Raw genomic sequence first — 19,089 nt, 5'->3', positions numbered from 1 at the left:
CCGGATACGATGCCTGATGCATTTGCCGGTCAGGAAGGCTAGCATGGCGACGATGACCGACGACAAGGTGAAACGACGACTGACCACCGTGCTGTGCGCTGACGTGTACGGCTATTCTCGTCTCATGGAAGCGGACGAGACCGGAACGTTGGAGACGCTCCGCCGCTACCGCACCGCCATTGCGCGATTGGTCGAGCGTCATGACGGCCGCATCGTGAATACCTGGGGCGATGCCGTGATCGCCGAGTTCGCCAGCGTCGTCGAGGCCGTGCAGTGCGCGGTCGAGATTCAGCAGGAAATTTCCAGTCAAGATTCGGACGCGCCTCAGGCGAACCCGATGCAGTTTCGCATCGGCATCAACCTCGGCGACGTGATGGTTGATGGTTCCGACATCTATGGCGACGGGGTCAATATCGCATCGCGGCTGCAAGAACTCGCTGATCCCGGCGGCGTCGTGATCTCGAGCTCCGTCTACGATCAGGTGCACAACAAATTATCCGTTGGCTTCGACTGCCTCGGCCAGCGGCCCATGAAGAACATTGCGCCCCTGACCAGCTACCGGCTGACCCTTGGCGGCCGGACCGCCGGGCAAGGGAGCTTCCCGATCGAGGGAAGCGCAACGCCGTTGGAAAGAGCGCGTGCTCCGCGGATGGAAGACAGGCGCGTGGCACCATCGTCGACGAATGTCGTCACGGCTTGGCTCAGAAAGCTGCCCCGGCCGGTTGCAGTGGCACTCACGGTGTCGGCCTTCCTGATTCTGATCAATCTTTTCACTGGCCATAAGATCTGGTTCCATTGGCCAGTCGCAGCCATTCTCTTTGCCGTGGTCTTGCGGACGGCGCTTGGACATCGACCTCAATCGGACAGCAAGCCGGAGCGCTGAACCAGGCTAGGCAGCACTAATCGTCGTCATTGTCATAAGGCGGCGGCGGCTGCATCTGCTGAGGTGGCGGCGGCGCATTGTTATAGCGCGGCGGCGGCGCGGCACGACCACGCGGCACCTGCTGCTGCGGCTGCACCTGGTTGTTGGACCGGAACACCGCGCGGCAGCCACTGGAGAGCTGCGGCGAGTTCTGTTGCAGGCAGGCCACGATGCGGTTCACATCCGGAATCTGGTCGCTGCACAGCCGCCACACATCCGGCGTGCAGGCCATCTGCTGTTCCATGGTGCCGCGATATTCCTGGGCGGATGCAGCGCCCTGCGCGACGATGCCGCCGATCGCGAGCGCCACACCCAGCGCAATCCGCTCTGTTCGCATGTCCAAATCCTTCTCGCTTCTCTTGATTTGTCCTCAATCAATGAGACGCGGTCAGGTTCTGAACCAACAAAAAAATGTGAAAGTGCGGCTGGAACCTACTCCACCTTGCCGATCTTCTTCACCGCCGCGATCAGGCGCGTGCTGTCGGCCGCGACGAATTCGGAGAAGGCCGGCGCGTCCTGATAGGCGACGAGGCTGCCCGAGGCCTCGAACGATTTGAGCACGTCGGGGCTCGCCATCACCTGCGCCATCGCCTCGCGCAGGCGGGCCGCGATCGGCGCAGGCAGCGTGCTCTGCGCGAACAAGCCGGCCCAGATGTACATCTCGACGTCCTTGTAGCCGAGCTCCTGGAACGTCGGCACGTCAGGAAAGCTCGCGATGCGCTGGGCGCCGCAATTGCCGAGCACGCGCAGCTTGCCGTCGTCGACCTGCGGCTTCAGCGTGCCGGGTGCGGCGGCGATCGCCTGCACCGTGCCGCTGAGCAGTGCGGTCAGCGCCGGCCCCGCGCCGCGGAACGGCACGTGCAGCAATTTGATGTCGGCACTGCCGGCAAACATCTCCATCGCCACATGCAGCGTGCCGTAGGGACCGGAGGAGCCATAAGTGATCTGGCCCGGCCGTCGCTTTGCATCCTCGACGAACTCCTGCGCCGTCTTCCACGGCGCCGAGGCCGGCACGGCGAGCAGGGTGGGATCGGCGAGCACGCGCGCGATCGGCATGAACTGCGAGACTTCGTAGGCGACCGGCCGCTCGAACAGCCGGTCGGCCTCGGGCAGCACCGCGAGCGAGGACAGCGTCATCAGCAGCGTATAGCCGTCGGGCTCGGCGCGCGCCGCTGCGGCATTGCCGACCGAGCCGCCGCCACCGCCGGCGCGGTTGTCGACGATCACGGGTTTGCCGAGGATCCGCTCCAGAGCCATCGCGACGGGGCGCGCCGCAAGATCGGCCTGCCCGCCGGCCGGAAACGGCACGATCAGCGTGATGTTGCGCGCCGGATAGGCTTGCGCGAAGGCCGGCTCCGGCCATGCAGCCCGCAACAACGGCAATGCGGCAACGGCGCGCAGGATATCGCGTCGATCCATGGCAACTCCCCTCCCTGACTTTTCTTGTTTCGACCCCAGCCTAGCGTGGCGACTGGGAAGAACAAGACGTTTACCAGGCATTAACCATGTCCAGCCCGGCCGGGAACGCATCCCCTGGAGCGGCTGTTGCCCTGCCAGGAGTGGGTCATGCGTAATCTTGCGACCATCGACGTCGCGCTGGACGAGATGCTGGTGAATCTCGCGGCGATCGTCCTGCGGCTTTCGAAGCCCGACCTGACGCGAACGCCGGAGGCCCGGCGCGCCCTGGCGCAATCGGTCCATCAATACGCGGTATGCGCGGCCCGCTCGACCGACCCGCGCGTGCATGAATTGAAGTCGCAGCTGGAAGAGACGCTGAAACCGAGCCTGCGCATCGCCGCGATCGACGGCGTGAAGGTGCCGTAGTCAGGCCGAGAAGCGAGGTGTCGCAGGGTGGGCAAAGGCGCGAAGCGCCGTGCCCACCTATCTATCCGGCTTTGCCGCCCTTCCGCGGTCGCCGCTTGCAGGTGCCCGGCAGCTTTGCCGCGAGGAAATCGCCGAGCGCCTCGACGCGCGCGGGGCGCGGGCCGCCGGGCGGGGTGACGAGGTGCACGGCGCCTTCGGCCTGCTTCCAGTCCTTCAAGATGACTTCGAGGGCGCCGGAGGAGATGGCGTCGCCGACGATGAATTCAGGCAGCTCTGCGATGCCGAGGCCGGCGAGCAGCGAGGGCATCACGGCTTCGCCATTGTTGACGCGGAGCTGGCCGCCGGGACGCACGCTCGCCTGCTCGCCGGCCGAATTGGTGTAGTGCCAGACGTTGGGCGTGGAGAGATAGGCGTAGCTGAAGCATTTGTGCTCGGCGAGGTGCATCGGATGCGTCGGGCGTCCGTGCTTCTTCAGATAGGACGGCGCGGCCACGGTGAAGCGCGGCATCGTGAAGAGCCGCCGCGCGATCAGCGAGGAGTCCGGCAGCCGCGCGATCCGCACCGCCATGTCAAAGCCTTCGCCGATGAGATCGACGGTCGCATCGCTCAAATGCAGATCGACCGAGACCTCCGGATAGGTCTCGAAGAATTCCGGCAACAGCGGCGCCACCGCCTTGATCCCGAACGTCATGGGCACCGCGAGCCGCACCAGGCCGCGCGGCGCCACCGATTGCGCCAGCGCCTCGTTCTCGGCCGCCTCGCCGTCGGCGAGCAGGCGGGTGGCGCGGTCGGCGAGCTTGTGGCCGGCATCGGTCAATGCCAGCCGGCGCGAGGTGCGGTTGAACAGCCGGGCGCCAAGCCGCTCTTCCAACCGCGTCACGGCCTTGGATACCGTGGCCTTGGACATCGCAAGCTCGCTCGCCGCCCCCGCAAACGACCGTAATTCCACGACTTTTGCGAAAATCGCGAGCGCCTCGAAATCGGGGAGTTTGGCCATAGCTCGGTCCAATCAGGATATTTAGGGAAACAATGCGTTTCAACAGTTTCTATTTCTATACCACAGGCGGAGGCTTATCCAAGGGTCATCAGAAATTCAGGACTGGAGAAATCCAATGACCAAGAAGCTCTCAGGCAAGGTTGCCCTCGTCACCGGCGGCTCGCGCGGCATCGGCGCGGCCTCAGCCCGCGCTCTCGCCGATGAAGGCGCGGATGTCGCCATCAGCTATGTCGCCTCGCCCGACAAGGCCGAGGCCGTGGTCGCCGAGTTGAAGGCCAAGGGTGTGAAGGCCCGCGCCTTCAAGGCCGATCAAGCTTCGGCGAAGGACGTGACGCAACTCGTCAATGATGTCGCGAAGGAGTTCGGCCATCTCGACATCCTCGTCAACAATGCCGGCGTCGCTGCCGGTGGTGCGATCGACGATGCCAAGGCCGACACCGAAGCGTTCGCCCGCCAGGATCAGATCAACGTGCACGGCGTGATCGCGGCGATCCGGGCCGCCTCGCAATTGATGGGTGAAGGCGGCCGCATCGTGACGGTCGGCTCGATGCTCGCCGACCGCGCCTCGTTCCCCGGCCTTGCCGACTACGTCGCCACCAAGGCGGCCGTGGTCGGTTACACCAAGGGGGCGGCACGCGACCTCGGCCCGCGCGGCATCACCGTGAACGTGGTGCAGCCCGGCTCGATCGACACCGACATGAACCCGAAGGACGGCGGCGAGTTCGCCGAGACCCAGCGCAAGCAGCATGCGCTGCAGCGCTTCGGTCGCCCCGAGGAAGTCGCCGCCGGCGTCGTCTTCCTGGCAAGCCCGGAAGCCTCCTTCGTCACCGGCACCGTGCTCAACGTCGACGGCGGTTTCAACGCCTGATCAAGGCTCGCTTGTTCAAACCAAGGACTACGCAAATGATCGAACTCAGACCTTTCAACAAGCTCGGCGGCGCCGATCACGGCTGGCTCAAGGCCAAGCATCACTTCTCCTTCGCCAGCCACTACGATCCGAACAACATAGGTCATGGCTCCTTAAGGGTGTGGAACGACGACGAGATCGCGCCGAACACGGGCTTTCCGGCTCACCCCCACGCCAACATGGAGATCATCACCTATGTGCGCGAGGGCGCGATCACTCATCAGGACAGCCTTGGTAACGAGGGACGCACTGAAGCCGGCGACGTGCAGGTGATGAGCGCCGGCAGCGGCATCCGCCACTCCGAATACAATCTGGAGCCGAGGCAGACGCGGATCTTCCAGATCTGGATCGAGCCGACCGCGCGCGGTGGACAGCCGACCTGGGGCTCGAAGCCGTTTCCGAAGGCGAACCGCTCCGGCAAGCTCGTGACGATCGCGAGCGGGATCGAAGGCGACACCGACGCGCTGCCGATCCGCGCCGATGCGCGGGTGCTCGCCACCACGCTGAAGGCCGGCGAGAGCGCCGAGTACGCGCCGCAGAAGGCACGGCATCTTTATCTCGTGCCGGCGGCGGGCTCGATCGAGATCAACGGCGTGCGCGTCAACGCCCGCGACGGCGCCGCGATCCGCGACGAGAACAAGCTGAAGATCACGGCGCTGGAGGATTCGGAGATCGTGCTCGTCGACGCGGCGTGACAACACAACAACTCGTCATGCCCGGCCTCGAGCCGGGCATCCATCTCCGGGTCAAGCCCGGCAACGACAACTAACAACCGAACCAATCGCATCTAATCCCCCACCGGAGACCACCATGACCAAAGTTCTCGTCCTCTATTATTCCGCCTATGGCCACATCGAAGCGATGGCGAATGCCGTCGCCGAAGGTGCGCGCGAGGCCGGCGTGACCGTCGACATCAAGCGCGTGCCCGAGCTGGTGCCGGCCGAAGTCGCCAAGGCCTCGTACTACAAGGTCGACCAGGCCGCGCCGATCGCCAAGATCGAAGACCTCGTCAATTACGACGCGATCATCGTCGGCACCGGGACCCGGTTCGGCCGCATGGCCTCGCAGATGGCGAACTTCCTCGATCAGGCCGGCGGGCTCTGGGCCAAGGGCGCGCTGCACGGCAAGGTCGGCGGCGCCTTCACGTCCACCGCGACCCAGCACGGCGGCCAGGAGACGACGCTGTTCTCGATCATCACCAACCTCTTGCATTTCGGCATGGTCGTGGTCGGCCTGAACTACGGCTTCGCCGGCCAGATGAAGCTCGACGAGGTCACCGGCGGCGCGCCCTACGGCGCCACCACGATCACCGGCGGCGACGGCAGCCGCCAGCCCAGCGCCAACGAGCTCGCCGGCGCGCGCTATCAGGGCCGGCAGATCGCGGAGACCGCCAAGAAACTTCACGGCTAAGCTGAAAGGTTAAGCTGCGCGGCCGATTGCATGGCTGATGCGACGCGGGCGGCATTCTCATTCGGGAATGCCGCCCCATCTCTGTTGGCAGAATAGTACGACCAAAAGCGATACGAATGGCTTTCGAACTCTTGTTGATCGCGCAGATGATCCGCAAGCCCGCGCAGGCGCTGGCGCGGCGCTGGTATTGCCGCAGCCTGTTCCGCGCCTCGCGCGGCCGGCTGCACTGCGCGGAATGCACGGGATCGTGAGGCGCTAGGCCTGCGCGATATCCACCTGAACTGAATCCGTCGGCGGCGCCGTCGACAGCCACCAGCCCTCACCGGCAAACCAGCACGTCTCGTCCGGAGCGCCCTCCCTCCGCAACGACTGCACGCTTTCCCATCCTTTCGCGAACGCCTCGGCCAATCGGCGGGCGGCATCTTCATCCTGCAATCCCGCACAGCCAATGAACTGGGCCCGGCTGAGGAATTTCGCCGGCCAGATCGCGCCGTCATCCGGGCGCGTGATCATCAGCATGCCGCCGAGCATGCCTTCCGGCGCCAGGGGAAACACCAGCCGGCCGCAGGGGCGCAGCGCATCGAGCCATTCCGTGGCCGGCTGCGCCGCGCCGGCGCAGACATAGATCACGTCGGTTGCGGGCAGGTCCGACGCGATGCCGGAACGTTCGCGTACATCGACATGGGCGATGTCCTTCAGATTGTCGCGTGCGAGTGCCGCCAGGCGCTCGTCGATCTCATAGGCATGGACCCGGCCGCCGGGGCCGACGAGATGCGCCAGAATCGCGGTGTAATAGCCGCTGCCCGCGCCGATCTGGAGGACGGTCTCACCTTCCATGACAGCACAGCCGCTGAGCCAATATGCATGCGCACTGGGCATGCCGATATTGAGGCCGCGCTCCGGATCCAGTGCAAGAAGCGCGTTCTGATAGAGGAAGGCAGGATCATCATCGGGCGTGACCACATAAGGATGCCCGCCGAGCGTGATCGACCACGGCCCGGGCCCGACGAACGGCTCGCGCCTGACGGTCCGGAAGGCCTGTTCGAGCCGGGGATCCGCGGCTTTCGCCGCAGCGCAGATCAGCTGCGCATAGAATGCGCGATATTTAGCCGAACGATCTTCCATGTCGCCTCCGGGGGAGAAGCGACGATAGCACGAGGATTGCGATCGCCGGAAGCGCCACGCAATCGCGAGCTTTGTGTCAATGCGATGACCGGCCGGCTGTGACGCGTCTCAGCGACGCTCGGCTTTCTTCATGACAAGCTCGCGGCCGATCGGCCGTGGCGGTTCGCTCCGCAGCACCAGCGAGGTCGTCACAGTGCCGAAGCCGGCTATACGATCCACGATCGTCTCGAGGTCTTCCGGGGCGGGAACGAGCACCTTGAGCACGAAGCAGTCATCGCCCGTCACGCGGTGGACCTCGATGATGTGCGGAATTTCGCCAAATCTCTTGAGGCAGGTCTTGATGTGCTCATGCGAGGTGCGCAGGCGCACCAGCGCCATCAGGCCGAGCCCGAGCGCACGCGGATTGATCCGGGCGCCATAGCCTTTGATGATCCCGGCTTCCTCCAGCCGCTTGACGCGCTCGGAGACCGCCGGCTGGGACAGCCCGACCGAACGGCCGAGCTCGGACAGCGGCACGCGCGCATTGGCTTGCAGCGCCTCCAGGATCTTCAGATCCTTGGCGTCGATGCTCCCGAAACGATCCAAGAAAAATCTCCATTCCGCCTTGAGATCATCGGCAGATGATCGATTGCGCCGATGACTTGCCATGTGACGCAGCGCCCAGACCGGCCACACTGCGCGTCCATCTCAGATATCACGGGACGATCATGCACGACATCATCACCTTGCCGGGCCTCGGCGGCTCCGGCGACACCCATTGGCAGACGCTCTGGGAGCGCAAGGATGCGCGCTTCGCGCGATTTCAGCCGGCGAGCTTCGACCAGCCCGATCTCGACGACTGGGAGCAATCGCTCGAGCAAGCGGTCAGGCACTGCGCGAAGCCGCCTGTGCTTGTGGCACACAGCCTCGCCTGTCTGCTGGTCGCGCACTGGGCCGCCCGCTTGCCATCTGCCATCGCCGGCGCGTTTCTGGTTGCGGTGCCCGATCCCGATGGCGTCAACTTTCCCGCGGAGGCTGCCGCGTTCAAGGCCGTACCGGACCGCGCACTGCGCTTTCCCGCGCTCGTCATTGCCAGCACGGACGATCCCTATGGCGAAATCGATACGACACGGCAGCGAGCCCACGCTTGGCAATCCGGGCTGGTCGTGTTGGGCGCGCTCGGCCATATCAATGCGTCGAGCGGGCTCGGTGACTGGCCGCAGGGCCGCGCGTTGCTCGGTGCCTTCAGTGCAGGCCTTTCGCGATGACGGGTCAACGCATCTTGCGCAGCGCCGGGGTGGCGATGGCGGCAAGCCTCGGGTGACGGCGCAGGCCCTGCGCGGCATGGTCGCGCAAGGCATAAGGGAGCCCGCGCCAGGACAGCGCGACGCTGACATCGGTCAGCGGCACCTTCTCGGCGCCGAAGCGGCGCTTGTAGTCGTGATTGCCGATGCTGAGATCGAACCGGCGCACGCCCTGTGCATGCAGCGCGGCCATGGTGCGCTCGGTGACGAGCAGACCGGGCGAGCAGCTCGACCATGGATCGCCGGCGTGGCTGATGCGCAGGAGGAAATAGGTCGCGCCCAGCCTGACGCCGAGCGTGGTGGCGACGACGCCCTCGTCGCAGACCAGCGCCGAGATGACGGCATAACCATCCGCAACACCCTGGCGCGCGATCTCGCGATAGAATTTCGCATGGGTCTCGTCGTTGAGGACGAAGCGCGAGCCGAGCTTGCGCATGCGCGCCTGCTGCTGGGCATCCATCACGTCCAATAGCTCATGTGCACGCGCGACACCGGAGGCGATCTCGAACCGTGCGCCCGCGTGCCGGCTGAAGACGCGCCAGCAGCGAGGCATCTGCATGCGCTTGATCGAGGCCTGGTAGGCCTCATAGTGGTCGCCGGTCAGCACGAGATTGCCATTGAGCGAGCTCGAGCCGATCCGGCCGAGCGACACCAGCGGGTTGGCCTTGCCGCCGACATGGGCCGGCATCTTCTTCAGGCGCAGCAGATCGAAGCCGTCGGGTAGCGGGCGCAAGGCCTCGACGAGCGCCTCCCCGATCGCATCCATCGCCGCCGCGTCCAGCGCTGCATCGGACGCCAGGATCGGCGCGTTGTTGTCGGTGACGCCGAAATCGGCAAATTCGACGATGCGGATGCCGCGCCTGATATGGCTGACCATCGGCACCACCGCGATGTCCCTGCCCGTCGCCGCATCGGAGATCAATGCGATCAGCGGCGCGCCGCCGCCGAACGCCTCGTACCAGGGCCCGAGCCAGTAAGCATGCTGGAACGCGGTGCGATGGCCTGCGCTCAGGCGCGATGCGGCCTGCCGCCAGTCGCGCACGAAATCGACCGCGATTCCCGACGCGCTGGACACCTGACCGTTGACTTGCTCGACGCTGACAAACGTCATCCGCGGGACATACGATTACTGAATGTTTCCAGATAGATTATGTTTTGCCGCAGACCACAAGCAACGTCGCTGCTTATCGTTAAGCCGGTCCCACCACGGCCCTGCGACAAGCTGTCAGCGTTCGGGTTTCATCTGATCAACGCATTGGAACCTGGCCAGGAAATGCAGGCCGGCGACCGCGAGCGCGAACATGAACCAGATCGGATTCTGCCGCTCGAGCAGGAAAGTTTCAGTGGTTCCGTAGTAGAGACCGAACAGCCACACGGTCAGGAACAGTTTTGCCAGCGCGCCGCTGCGGCTATAGGCCTGGGCCGACTGGAAATTGCCAAGCGGCGCGAGCACGAAGACGAGGATGACGAGCAGCAGTCCCGGCAAGCCGATGGTGACCGCGAGGTCCAGATAGCTGTTGTGGCTGTGCGCCGCGCTCGTCGCCCATTCGGCGCCCTGGGCGGTCTGCCGTTCGGTGACGTCGTCCCAGAACGCCGCGTAGCCGTGGCCGATGACCGGCTTTTCGGCGACGGCCGCGAGCGCGAACTCCCAGATGTCGGAACGGCCGGTGAAGGTCGGATCCAGCGGAAGCTGCCGCGTCATGGCGCCGAGCGCCGGGCTCAAGACGCTGCCGACCGTCAAAAGGTTCATCACGATCAACGGCACGAAGCAGATGATCCGCTTCAGCCACAGGCTCCGCGTCACATAGACCAGCGATGCAAGCCCATAGATGGCAAGGCACAGCACCGACGAGGTCTTGCCGCCGGTGAAGATCAGGAAGATGCCGGCGAGCGCTGCGACCGCCGGCCCCATCACGAACGAGCCGACGGCGGTGAGGTAAATGCCGACATAGACCAGGATGGTCATCACGGGCGAAGCGACGTTCTTGTGGCCGAAGCTGCCACGCCAGTCGCCGGCCAGCATCGGCTCGGTGATGTCGAGTGCGGTGTGGGTCGCGTATTGCGGCGCGAGGAAGACGCCGAGATAACACAGCACCAGCAGCACGAGCGCGGCACCGCCGAGGCACAGATTGAAGCTGCGCTGGGTCGGCGGCAGCAACGGCAAGAGCACCGCGAGCGAGGTCACGCTGGCGGCGAGCACGAAGCGCTGGATCGACACGCCGCGGCTCTCGGAGAAGATGATGTTGACCAGCAGCCAGCCGACGAGACAGAGATGCAGCGGCGTGACCAGGCTCCTCAGCGAAGGCCCGTCCGTGCTGGCGACGAACAGCACCGCCACCGCAGCCAGCAGGCCCCAGGAGATATAGGCGAGCGCCATGCGTCCGCCGACGACGGTGGTGGCGGCCTCACTGCGCAAATCGGGAAACGGATCGAGCGTCACCAGCACGAGGAGCAGCGCTGCGATCGCGACGAGACATCGCGCCGCCTGCACGGCGTTCAGCCCCGCAAGCCCATCGCGGAAGGCGTAACCGAGCGATCGGGCCTCGACGTCGGTCATGTCAGCGGCGCTGCGATCCATGGCTCAAGGCAGGTCGATGAAGCCGGGAAAGTTCAGGTTCTAGCCGATGCCTGTTAAGCATTCGTCAACCACTCGGCCTGAGGTCTGCGGGACCGCCTGCTGGCGCACGATGCTCCGCGCGATCTCGTAATATTGCAGCGCGCGCTGCTCCAGCGTGAGATTGTCGAGCACGAAGCCGCGCGGATCGAACCTGTCGGCCGCGCATCCGGCCCAGAAATCGTCCCAGCCCGTCTCGAAGCCCGCGACGTCGGCAAACCTCGTGCCGCAACGCGCGTCCCAGTACGGCACCGAGGACACCGGCCCGAACTGGACGCGGTGCGGATAATAATCGGGATCCCGCCAAGGACCGCCGGGATCCCAGGCGAACACCGGCACGCCGCAGGACAGCGCCTGCTGATAGGCGATGCCCTGGCTCTCGTTCTGGCACAGGAAGATCATCGCGCGCGAGCGCGCCAGCGCGGCCTGGTAGTCCTCCTCCTTGTAGCTGCCGTAACGCAACTCGATGAACGAGCGGCCCTCCTCGGCGAGACGGGCGCGAACCGGCTCGATCAGCTCGGGCGCATAGCGCTCGCGGTCCCAATGGACCTTGTCGTAGATCAGCACGTCGACGGTCTTGTCGGAGGCGGGCGACGGCGCCCAGAGATCGGTGTCGATGCCGACCGGCCAGGCCTCCGTGTCGGGCCAGTACGGCCGGTACATGTCGACGTACCACGGCCCGGGCACCACGACCTTCTTCACCGGCAGGCGCTTGAACAAATCGGGGTCGTCGAGCGGATGATTGTGCGCGGCAACCCCGAGCAGGATCGGGTTCTTCCACGCGAACTTGTCGAGCAGGAAGGTGCGGCCGATGATGCAGGCGAGCTCGCCTGGATGCTGCGCGATGTAGCCGTAGTCGTTGACACGGTAGCGGATGCCGAGGCGGTCGAGCCCCGCGCAAAGATTCAGGAACACGCGAAGCTGCCCGCTCATGCGCGGCTCGCCGAGCAGCATCCGGCGCGCCATGCGCCGCAGATGCCGGTCGCCCGGAAACCAGCGATCGTCCTTGTCCTCGTAGAAGAGATTGAGGACCATGGCATCGGAGTCGTAGTCGAATGTCTTTGCGGGCACTGAATCCATCCGCGAGCAGTCAGATGCGCATTCTCGCATGAGACCGGCTGCCGCACTCTTCCAAATTTGCCACAGGCTTAATGCCATCGGCTTAACGCTAATTGACGAAACCGCAGACGCGCAGGTCCTTGCGGCAACGATTTGGCCGTAATGCGAGTATCATTCGCGAGCGGGCCGATGTTGCGATCGATCGCAATTCCGGTTCGACAGATGCGCCCTGGTTAACGGATCCTTAAAGGCGAGCTGTGGCTCTGATCACCGCCGAAGACGTTCTCGATTTGCCGGCTTCTTCACGCATCGCTCCAGCGGTGCGTCTGCCGCTGCCGGCGAGCCCGACCGCGCCAGTGTCCGTCGTCATCCCCGCCAAGAACGTTGCGGCCTATATCGGCGAAACCCTTGTCAGCGCGCTGGCGCAGAGCGAGGTCGGCGAGGTGATCGTCGTGGACGACGGCTCGTCGGACGACACGGTTGCAATCGTTCGCGCCATGCGCGACCCGCGGCTGCGCCTGCTGGCCAACGATTCCGCCGGCGTGTCGGCCGCGCGCAATCTCGGCGCGCGCCATGCGAGCGGCGATTGGCTGCTCTTCCTCGATGCCGACGACCGCCTGCGCCCCGGCGCGGCGGCGGCCCTGCTGGCGGCGGCACGCGGCGCTCCCCGCGCGGTTCTCGTCTACGGCGACTACAACACCATCGACAGCGAGGGACGGCAGATCGGCCGGCGCGAGCTGCTGAAAGGCCGCCGCAAGCCCTCCGGCGACGTGCTGGCGCGGCTCGCGGCCGGCAACTTCATCGTCAATGGCGGCATCGCGCTCGCGCGTGCCGAAGCCTTCCGCGCCATCGGCGGTTTCGACACTTCGCTCAGATATTGCGAGGACTGGCATTGCTGGTGCCGCCTCGCGGCGATCGGAGAATTCGAGTTCGCGCCCAAGCTGCTGCTCGACTATCGCCTGCACACCGCCAACACCATGAACGCGGCGGTGCGGACGCCGCAGGATTTCTTCCCGGCGGTCGCGCGCGTGTTCGACGACGGGCTGATCCTGGCGCGGCTGCCCGAGGGCACCGCGGCCGGATTGCGCCGGGCCGCCGAGATCCATCTCGTCACCTATGCGGCGATGCAGGCGGTGCGCTTCGGCCGATATCGCCAGGCCCTGGGCTATCTCGGGATGATCGGCCGGCGATCGCTCAAGGCGCTGCCGCGCGCCGTGGCGAGAACTGCCCTCGCCCGCTTCGGCATCTAACCCGATACCGTCACGTCAGGATACGATCTTCGAGGCCTCGTAGGGCTTCGGCTCGATGCCGAACGCCGCGAGCAGAGAGCCGAGCGCGACCAGCGTGGGATGCATGGCGACGACGGCTTTCGATGTCGCGAGCAGGCGCGCGGAGCGAAGCAGCGATAGCGGCAAGCGCGCCAGCATCTGCGCAAATACCCGAACCCGTGCCCCCGCCTTCTGCGCGGCCTTCGACTGCACACGGTAGTTGATCGCGCCGATGCGCAGGCCGCGCTTGGCGATCCAGCTGAGGCTGGTGCGGCTCTGCGGCACGGTCTCCGTGATGACCGCTTCCGCGGTCCAGTGAAACGTCATGCCGGCATCGCGGCAGCGCACGAAGAAATCGCAGTCGCCGCCGCCGAGGAAATTGAAGCGCAGGTCGAAGGCGGGACGCTCGAACCGCTCGAACGCCACGCGCGTGATCAGGCAATTGCCGCAGCCATAGATCAGCGGCACCGCGCCGGTGTAATCGTAGGCGGGACAGAAAGCGGGATGACGCGCGAGCCACGGCCTGCTGTCGTCCTCGAAGACGGGCAGCACCGGCCCGCCGACCACGTCGGCGCCGGTCGCCTCCGCGGTGCGGACCATCAGCTCGAGCCAGTCGGGCGAGGCGATCTCGTCGTCGTCGATCATCAGGAAGCGGGTCGCGGCGGGAAACAGCGCCTGCGCCGTCTCGAACGCGGCGTTGATCGCCTGGCAATTGCCCTGCCGCTTCTCGACGAGGCAGATGCCCTGAAGCCTGCCGTCGGCGAGATACTCGGCGGCGACCGGCGCGCTCTCGCGCCGCGCGGCATCGTTCTCGACCATGACGACGGCAAAGGAGCGCGGCGTGCGCTGGTTCACGAGCGAGTCCAGCGTCAGCCGCAGATGCTGCGGACGGCGGAAGCAGGGAATGCAGACGACGATGCCGACCGACAGGTCGATGACGCGGGAGCTCGCCGCGATCTCCCGGTTGGGATCGCGCACGGCATCCTGGAGACGCGTGGCTGACAGGTCTGTCGGGATCAATGTCATGACGTTCTAGATGTCCGAGATAGATTGAAAAAGCCCTGCTTCGATCGCGCGGGATCGGCGCCGTCCCGCGACGGCACATCGCCGCGGCACGGATCCGTCCCAAAATGAACGCCCGGCCTGGATGCGCAACACGGCGCCGAGCCGCATCTCGCCGTACCAATGCACTTAACCGCTTTCGCCTGTTTCTCCCGCGCAATCATGCGTGCGTGGTACTGCAATTCGTGGTCCATCGCCGCGAAGACGGCCCGACATGAACAATGCCGTAGTTAACGACCGTGCGCATTAACCCGAACGTAAGCACCGTGACGCGTGAAGCGGCGCGGCATCGGATTTGCTCTTCGGGCTCGCGAGTTTTTTCCTGTAAATTTGAATAGAACAAGCGCGGTCAGAAAAAATGAACAAGCCAGCCACGATCGATTTCGCGACAGTCACCCACCTTCCCGCGGCCGCCGCACAGGCGCCGGCGCTGCACGACCTCGTGCCCGGCGAAGCGCGCGACAGCCTGCTCGCCGTGCAGGACACGCTGCGCCGCGAGCTGCCGCAGGGCCCACTCGCGATCTACGAAGCCGGCGGCGGCTCGTGCAGCGTCGTGCCGCCGGAATTGCTGAGCCGCAGCAAGATCACCGTCGTCGACATCGACGAGGACCAGGTTCGTAACAACACCTACGCGGATGAAGCGATCCTCGGCGACGTGCAGACCTACCGCTTCGGCCGTGAGGCCTTCGATCTCGTGATCTGCTACAACGTGATCGAGCATCTGCCCCATGTCGACGCTGCGCTCTTGAATTTCCGCGACGCGCTCAAGCGCGGCGGCATGATCCTGATCGGCGCGCCCAATCCGCGCTCGCTGTCCGGTGTCGTCACCAAATATTCGCCGCACTGGTTTCACGTCTGGTTCTACCGGAATATCCGCGGAATCAAGGATGCCGGGCTGCCCGGCGAGCCGCCGTTCCCGACCTTCTTCCATCCGCTGGTGACGCTGCCGCGGCTCGAAGCCTTCGCCGCCGCCAACGGCCTCGAGATGATCTACCGCCGCGAGGTCGAGAGCCCGCGCTATCCCGAGATGCGCCGGCGCAAGCCGCTGTTCGCAGCCCTGGTCGATGCCGGTGCCGCCGTGCTGAATGCCGTACTGCCGCGCGGGACCGATGTCCGCCGCGGCGACTATCACGTCATCCTGCGGAAGATGTGACAATCATGCGCGCGCAGGCCATCGCAGGAGAAGCAAAGCTTCGCGGCATGCTCGCGCGCGGTAACGAACCATTAATCTCTGGGGGACTGCATCGCGGTGACGCGTTCAAGAGCAGCATGCGCTTAAACGCTTTGTTTGCCATTTCGGTGAATAGTCCCTCAATGAGTATGGTTAATTTTCCCTGTTGCGTTGATTGGGCACCTATATCCCGGGTGCGTGGCGTAAAGCGAAGAGTAACCCCTCAGCCCGCGGCCGTTGGAATGAAAGCTGGGGACCATGCTTGACTATAACCAGCCGATAGATCGCGCCAGGCCGGAGGCTCCGCGGCAGAAGCCTCAGGCCGGCTTCAGCGTGCTGGAGCTTTCCCATCTGCTCTGGCGCCGCAAGGTCGCGATTGCCGCGGCCGCCCTGCTCGGCGCGACGCTCGCCGTTGCCGTCGGCAAGAGCATGACGCCCCGTTACACCGCCACCGCCCAGCTCTATGTCGATCCGCGCGAGCTGCAGCTGGTCGATCGCGAGCTCACGCCGCGGGCGCAGGACGTCTCCGGCATGGCCATGGTGGTGGAGAGCCAGGCGCGCCTGATCACGTCCAACAGCGTGCTGCTCCAGGTGATCCAACAGGCCGGCCTCGACAAGGATCCCGAATTCGGCGGCAGTGACGGCAAGAGCCTGATGTCGTCGCTGCTCGGCCTGATCGGCCTTCAGCCCCGCGCGCCCTCGGCCGCGGACAGCAGGGAAGTGCAGCTCGGGGCGCTCGAGGCGCTGAACAAGCACATCACCATCCGCAAGACCGAGAAGAGCTTCATCGTCGACATCGAGGTCTGGTCGACCGACCCGGCGAAGGCAGCGATGCTCGCCAACACGCTGACAAACGCCTACCTCACGGAATCCCGCAACTCGCAGGCCTCTGCCGCACGGCGCGCCACCAACGATCTCTCCGGCCGCCTCAAGGAGCTGCGCGAGCGGCTGCGCAACGCCGAAACCACGCTCGCCACCTACAAGGCCCAGAACAATTTCGTCGGCACCCAGGACGCGTTGATCAGCGACCAGCAGCTCTCCGCCAGCAACCAGCGGCTGTCGGCAGCCCGCGCGGCGACGATGGACGCGCAGGCGCGGCTCGACCAGATCGAGGCCAGCCGGCGCACGGCGGCAGATGCCGGCGCGATCCCCGAGGCGCTGCAATCGCCGACCATCGCGAACCTGCGCGCCCAATATGCCGACGCCCGCAAGAAATACGCGGAGCAGGCCGGCGAGCTCGGCCCGCGCCATCCGGCGCTGCGCCAGACCGAGAAGCAGGTCGAGGATCTCAAGCGCACGATCAACGAGGAGATCGACCGCTTCGCCCAGTCCGCCAAGAACGATCTGACGCGCGCCCGCGACTACGAGGCCTCGCTCAACCGGGCGCTGGAAGCGCAGAAGCGGCAGAGCGTCCAGCTCAGCCAGGCCGCAGTTCGGCTGCGCGAGCTCGAGCGCGAGGCCGACGCCAGCCGCGACGTCTATCAGTCCTTCCTCAAGCGCTCGCGCGAGACCGAGGAGCAGGAGACGCTGAACACCTCGGCGGCCCGCGTCATCGGCGAAGCCACGGTGCCGCAGCGGCGCTCGTTCCCGCCGGGGATGAGCCTGTTCGCGATGATCGGCTTCATCTTCGGCGCGATCGCCGCATCGGGCTGGTTCGTCGCCGCCGAATTTCTGCTCGCCGGCGCGGCCGCACCATTGCCGACGCCCGCCCGCCCCCAGCGCACGCCGGCGCTGGACACTGCGCGCGCACCGCAGGTCGCACGAACGCCGGAGCCTGCTCCGCCGCAGCCGGTCGCGCGCGCTCCCGACGTCGGGCACGCCCTGCCGGAACTTGCCGCGCCACCGCTGCAACCTGCGATGGCCGAAAAACCTGTGATCGAAAAGCCGCTGATCGCGCGGCTCCAGGAAGCCGATGTCATTCACACGCTCGGCGCCATCCTTGCCACCGGCGGCGGCGTCGATGTCACCCGGCTGGGCTGGCCGACGCTGCGGCCCGGCTTCCCGCTGACGAGCCTGCTCAACGCCTGGCGCGACATGCGCGCTGCCGTCGCCCGCCGCGCCGGCGGCAAGGCGATGCCGGTCATCGCGCTGGTCGGCGCCGGCGAGACCACCGGGCGGAGCGTAACAGCGCTGAATTTCGCCCTCGCGGCCGCGCGCGACGGCGTGCGCGTGCTGATGATAGATGCCGATCATCTGGCACATTCGCTCTCGAACAAGGTTGGCCGCAACGGCAAGAGCGAGCCGAGCCGGCTCGGCTGGCTCTCGAACGGCAGCAAGGCCGCGCGCGAGATCAAGACGGTCAATGGCATCTCGGTTCTGCCCGCCGCCGAAGGCGATGCCGGCAAGGCGGCTGAGGCCATCCGCAAGGCGATTGCGCAGGCGCGCTCCGCCGGCGGCTATGATCTCGTGATTCTCGACGGCCCCGTGACGCCGCTCAGCGCCGGCAGCCGCAAGCTGCTCGACGACACTGATGCGCTGGTGGCGGTGCTGCCGACCAGTCTCGACATCAACGACGGCCTGGAAGAGATTTTGAGCACGCTCGGCCGCGCCGAGCGCAAGCTCGTCGGCGTCGTGCTCGACGAGCTCACCCCCGCAACCCAAGCGCGCCAGCGAGGCAGACAATATGCTTGAGCGCCGCGTCAACCTCGACGGAAGGGCAGCCACAGCCGACGTGCCGCGGATCACCGTCGGCGGCCTGCGCATGGCTGCGCTCGACCTGGAAGCGACCGCCGACTTCATGATCGAGGCCACCGATCCCGACAAGCGCATCGGCCGTCCGCTGTTCCTGACCTCGGCGAACGGCGAAGTGCTGGCGCGCTGCTCGACCGAGCCGCAGACCGAGCGCCTGTTCCGCGCCGCCGACATGATCAATGCCGACGGTCAGCCGCTGGTGGCGGCCTCGAGGCTGCAATCCTGGTTTCCGCTGCCCGAGCGCGTCGCGACCACGGACCTGTTCCATGTCGTCGCGCGCAAGGCGGAAGCTGTCGGCCGCACCTTCTACATGTTCGGCGCCAGCGAGGTCGAGAACCTCGCCGCCGTCGAGAACGTCCAGAAGATGTATCCGGACCTCAAGATCATCGGGCGCAGCCACGGCTATCTCAAAGGCGAAGCGCTGCGCGCGAAGGTCGACGAGATCAACGCGCTCGCGCCGGATTACCTGTGGGTCGCGCTGGGCGTGCCCAACGAGCAGGCATTCGTCGAGGAATTCACGCCGCATCTCACCAATGTTGGCGTTATCAAGACGTCCGGCGGTCTGTTCAACTTCCTGTCCGGCAGCCGGGCACGCGCTCCGCTCTGGATGCAGAAGATCGGGCTCGAATGGGCCTGGCGGACCTTGCTCGAGCCGCGCCGCCTGTTCTGGCGCTATTTGACCACCAACCCCCGCGCACTCTATCTTCTCTTCAGCCGCAACCGGCCGTTCAATCGCTGAGAGAAGAGTAGATTACG

20 protein-coding genes are annotated in these 19,089 nt (G+C 65.8%); 11 read left to right on the top strand and 9 right to left on the bottom strand.

From position 1 onward, the window contains the following. The first annotated feature begins 52 nt into the window (after window positions 1-52). The gene (locus BRAGE_RS0144065) at window positions 53-883 is read left to right on the top strand and encodes an adenylate/guanylate cyclase domain-containing protein (RefSeq protein WP_027563134.1); all 831 of its coding nucleotides are present in this window, start codon (window positions 53-55) and stop codon (window positions 881-883) included. Window positions 884-899: 16 nt separating this feature from the next. Here BRAGE_RS0144065 and BRAGE_RS0144060 read toward each other — a convergent pair whose 3' ends face one another. Both BRAGE_RS0144060 and BRAGE_RS0144055 read right to left on the bottom strand, forming a co-directional pair. Next, window positions 900-1,259, bottom strand: a complete 360-nt coding sequence (locus BRAGE_RS0144060) for a hypothetical protein (protein WP_027563135.1) — start codon at window positions 1,257-1,259, stop codon at window positions 900-902. 95 nt (window positions 1,260-1,354) lie between these two features. Further along, window positions 1,355-2,341 carry a Bug family tripartite tricarboxylate transporter substrate binding protein gene (locus tag BRAGE_RS0144055; RefSeq protein ID WP_027563136.1) on the bottom strand — a complete coding sequence of 329 codons (987 nt, stop codon included), beginning with the start codon at window positions 2,339-2,341 and terminating at the stop codon, window positions 1,355-1,357. A gap of 147 nt (window positions 2,342-2,488) precedes the next feature. Between BRAGE_RS0144055 and BRAGE_RS0144050 the strand changes: the two genes are divergently transcribed. Beyond that, window positions 2,489-2,746: a hypothetical protein gene (locus BRAGE_RS0144050; RefSeq protein ID WP_027563137.1), complete on the top strand. Its 258-nt coding sequence runs from the start codon at window positions 2,489-2,491 to the stop codon at window positions 2,744-2,746. Window positions 2,747-2,807: 61 nt separating this feature from the next. On the opposite strand, the gene BRAGE_RS0144045 is transcribed toward BRAGE_RS0144050, so the two are convergent. After that, window positions 2,808-3,743: a LysR family transcriptional regulator gene (locus tag BRAGE_RS0144045; protein ID WP_027563138.1), complete on the bottom strand. Its 936-nt coding sequence runs from the start codon at window positions 3,741-3,743 to the stop codon at window positions 2,808-2,810. Between the two features lie 115 nt (window positions 3,744-3,858). Here BRAGE_RS0144045 and BRAGE_RS0144040 point away from each other — a divergent pair, with 115 nt between their 5' ends. From BRAGE_RS0144040 to BRAGE_RS57695, 4 genes are all read left to right on the top strand, one after another. Then, window positions 3,859-4,611 carry an SDR family NAD(P)-dependent oxidoreductase gene (locus tag BRAGE_RS0144040; protein ID WP_027563139.1) on the top strand — a complete coding sequence of 251 codons (753 nt, stop codon included), beginning with the start codon at window positions 3,859-3,861 and terminating at the stop codon, window positions 4,609-4,611. A 35-nt stretch (window positions 4,612-4,646) separates the two neighbouring features. Continuing rightward, on the top strand, window positions 4,647-5,345 hold the full coding sequence (locus BRAGE_RS0144035) for a pirin family protein (protein WP_027563140.1): 699 nt from the start codon (window positions 4,647-4,649) through the stop codon (window positions 5,343-5,345). A gap of 115 nt (window positions 5,346-5,460) precedes the next feature. After that, window positions 5,461-6,060 (top strand): NAD(P)H:quinone oxidoreductase, encoded by a 600-nt coding sequence (gene wrbA, locus BRAGE_RS0144030; protein ID WP_027563141.1) that lies wholly within the window; start codon window positions 5,461-5,463, stop codon window positions 6,058-6,060. 116 nt (window positions 6,061-6,176) lie between these two features. Then, window positions 6,177-6,311 carry a hypothetical protein gene (locus BRAGE_RS57695; protein ID WP_265441850.1) on the top strand — a complete coding sequence of 45 codons (135 nt, stop codon included), beginning with the start codon at window positions 6,177-6,179 and terminating at the stop codon, window positions 6,309-6,311. A gap of 4 nt (window positions 6,312-6,315) precedes the next feature. On the opposite strand, the gene BRAGE_RS0144020 is transcribed toward BRAGE_RS57695, so the two are convergent. After that, window positions 6,316-7,185 carry a protein-L-isoaspartate O-methyltransferase family protein gene (locus BRAGE_RS0144020; RefSeq protein ID WP_027563142.1) on the bottom strand — a complete coding sequence of 290 codons (870 nt, stop codon included), beginning with the start codon at window positions 7,183-7,185 and terminating at the stop codon, window positions 6,316-6,318. Between the two features lie 108 nt (window positions 7,186-7,293). Further along, entirely contained in the window at window positions 7,294-7,770 is a 477-nt protein-coding gene (locus BRAGE_RS0144015) for an Lrp/AsnC family transcriptional regulator (RefSeq protein ID WP_027563143.1), read from the bottom strand. 122 nt (window positions 7,771-7,892) lie between these two features. On the opposite strand from BRAGE_RS0144015, the gene BRAGE_RS0144010 reads away from it, so the two are divergent. Further along, window positions 7,893-8,432 (top strand): RBBP9/YdeN family alpha/beta hydrolase, encoded by a 540-nt coding sequence (locus BRAGE_RS0144010; RefSeq protein ID WP_027563144.1) that lies wholly within the window; start codon window positions 7,893-7,895, stop codon window positions 8,430-8,432. Between the two features lie 4 nt (window positions 8,433-8,436). Here BRAGE_RS0144010 and BRAGE_RS56290 read toward each other — a convergent pair whose 3' ends face one another. The 3 genes from BRAGE_RS56290 to BRAGE_RS0143995 all read right to left on the bottom strand — a co-directional run bounded on the left by BRAGE_RS56290 (window position 8,437) and on the right by BRAGE_RS0143995 (window position 12,153). Further along, on the bottom strand, window positions 8,437-9,579 hold the full coding sequence (locus BRAGE_RS56290) for a GNAT family N-acetyltransferase (protein WP_027563145.1): 1,143 nt from the start codon (window positions 9,577-9,579) through the stop codon (window positions 8,437-8,439). A 114-nt stretch (window positions 9,580-9,693) separates the two neighbouring features. Beyond that, window positions 9,694-11,046, bottom strand: coding sequence for an O-antigen ligase family protein (locus tag BRAGE_RS0144000; RefSeq protein WP_027563146.1), 1,353 nt, complete (start codon window positions 11,044-11,046; stop codon window positions 9,694-9,696). 39 nt (window positions 11,047-11,085) lie between these two features. Then, window positions 11,086-12,153 carry a glycosyltransferase gene (locus BRAGE_RS0143995; protein WP_027563147.1) on the bottom strand — a complete coding sequence of 356 codons (1,068 nt, stop codon included), beginning with the start codon at window positions 12,151-12,153 and terminating at the stop codon, window positions 11,086-11,088. A gap of 251 nt (window positions 12,154-12,404) precedes the next feature. Between BRAGE_RS0143995 and BRAGE_RS0143990 the strand changes: the two genes are divergently transcribed. Then, window positions 12,405-13,391 (top strand): glycosyltransferase, encoded by a 987-nt coding sequence (locus BRAGE_RS0143990; RefSeq protein WP_027563148.1) that lies wholly within the window; start codon window positions 12,405-12,407, stop codon window positions 13,389-13,391. Between the two features lie 15 nt (window positions 13,392-13,406). Here BRAGE_RS0143990 and BRAGE_RS0143985 read toward each other — a convergent pair whose 3' ends face one another. After that, the gene (locus BRAGE_RS0143985) at window positions 13,407-14,435 is read right to left on the bottom strand and encodes a glycosyltransferase family 2 protein (RefSeq protein WP_027563149.1); all 1,029 of its coding nucleotides are present in this window, start codon (window positions 14,433-14,435) and stop codon (window positions 13,407-13,409) included. Window positions 14,436-14,829: 394 nt separating this feature from the next. Between BRAGE_RS0143985 and BRAGE_RS0143980 the strand changes: the two genes are divergently transcribed. From BRAGE_RS0143980 to BRAGE_RS0143970, 3 genes are all read left to right on the top strand, one after another. Then, window positions 14,830-15,624 (top strand): class I SAM-dependent methyltransferase, encoded by a 795-nt coding sequence (locus tag BRAGE_RS0143980; protein ID WP_027563150.1) that lies wholly within the window; start codon window positions 14,830-14,832, stop codon window positions 15,622-15,624. 276 nt (window positions 15,625-15,900) lie between these two features. Beyond that, window positions 15,901-18,273 (top strand): exopolysaccharide transport family protein, encoded by a 2,373-nt coding sequence (locus BRAGE_RS0143975; protein WP_027563151.1) that lies wholly within the window; start codon window positions 15,901-15,903, stop codon window positions 18,271-18,273. Continuing rightward, complete coding sequence (locus BRAGE_RS0143970) at window positions 18,266-19,072, top strand: WecB/TagA/CpsF family glycosyltransferase (RefSeq protein WP_027563152.1); 807 nt, start codon at window positions 18,266-18,268, stop codon at window positions 19,070-19,072. Before BRAGE_RS0143975 ends, BRAGE_RS0143970 begins: the two co-directional genes overlap by 8 nt. Window positions 19,073-19,089: the final 17 nt, after the last annotated feature.

The organism is Bradyrhizobium genosp. SA-4 str. CB756 (assembly GCF_000473125.1).
Lineage (GTDB): Bacteria > Pseudomonadota > Alphaproteobacteria > Rhizobiales > Xanthobacteraceae > Bradyrhizobium > Bradyrhizobium arachidis.
The sequence above is the reverse complement of the archived record's forward strand: the minus strand, read 5'-3'. Positions and strand labels throughout refer to the sequence as shown.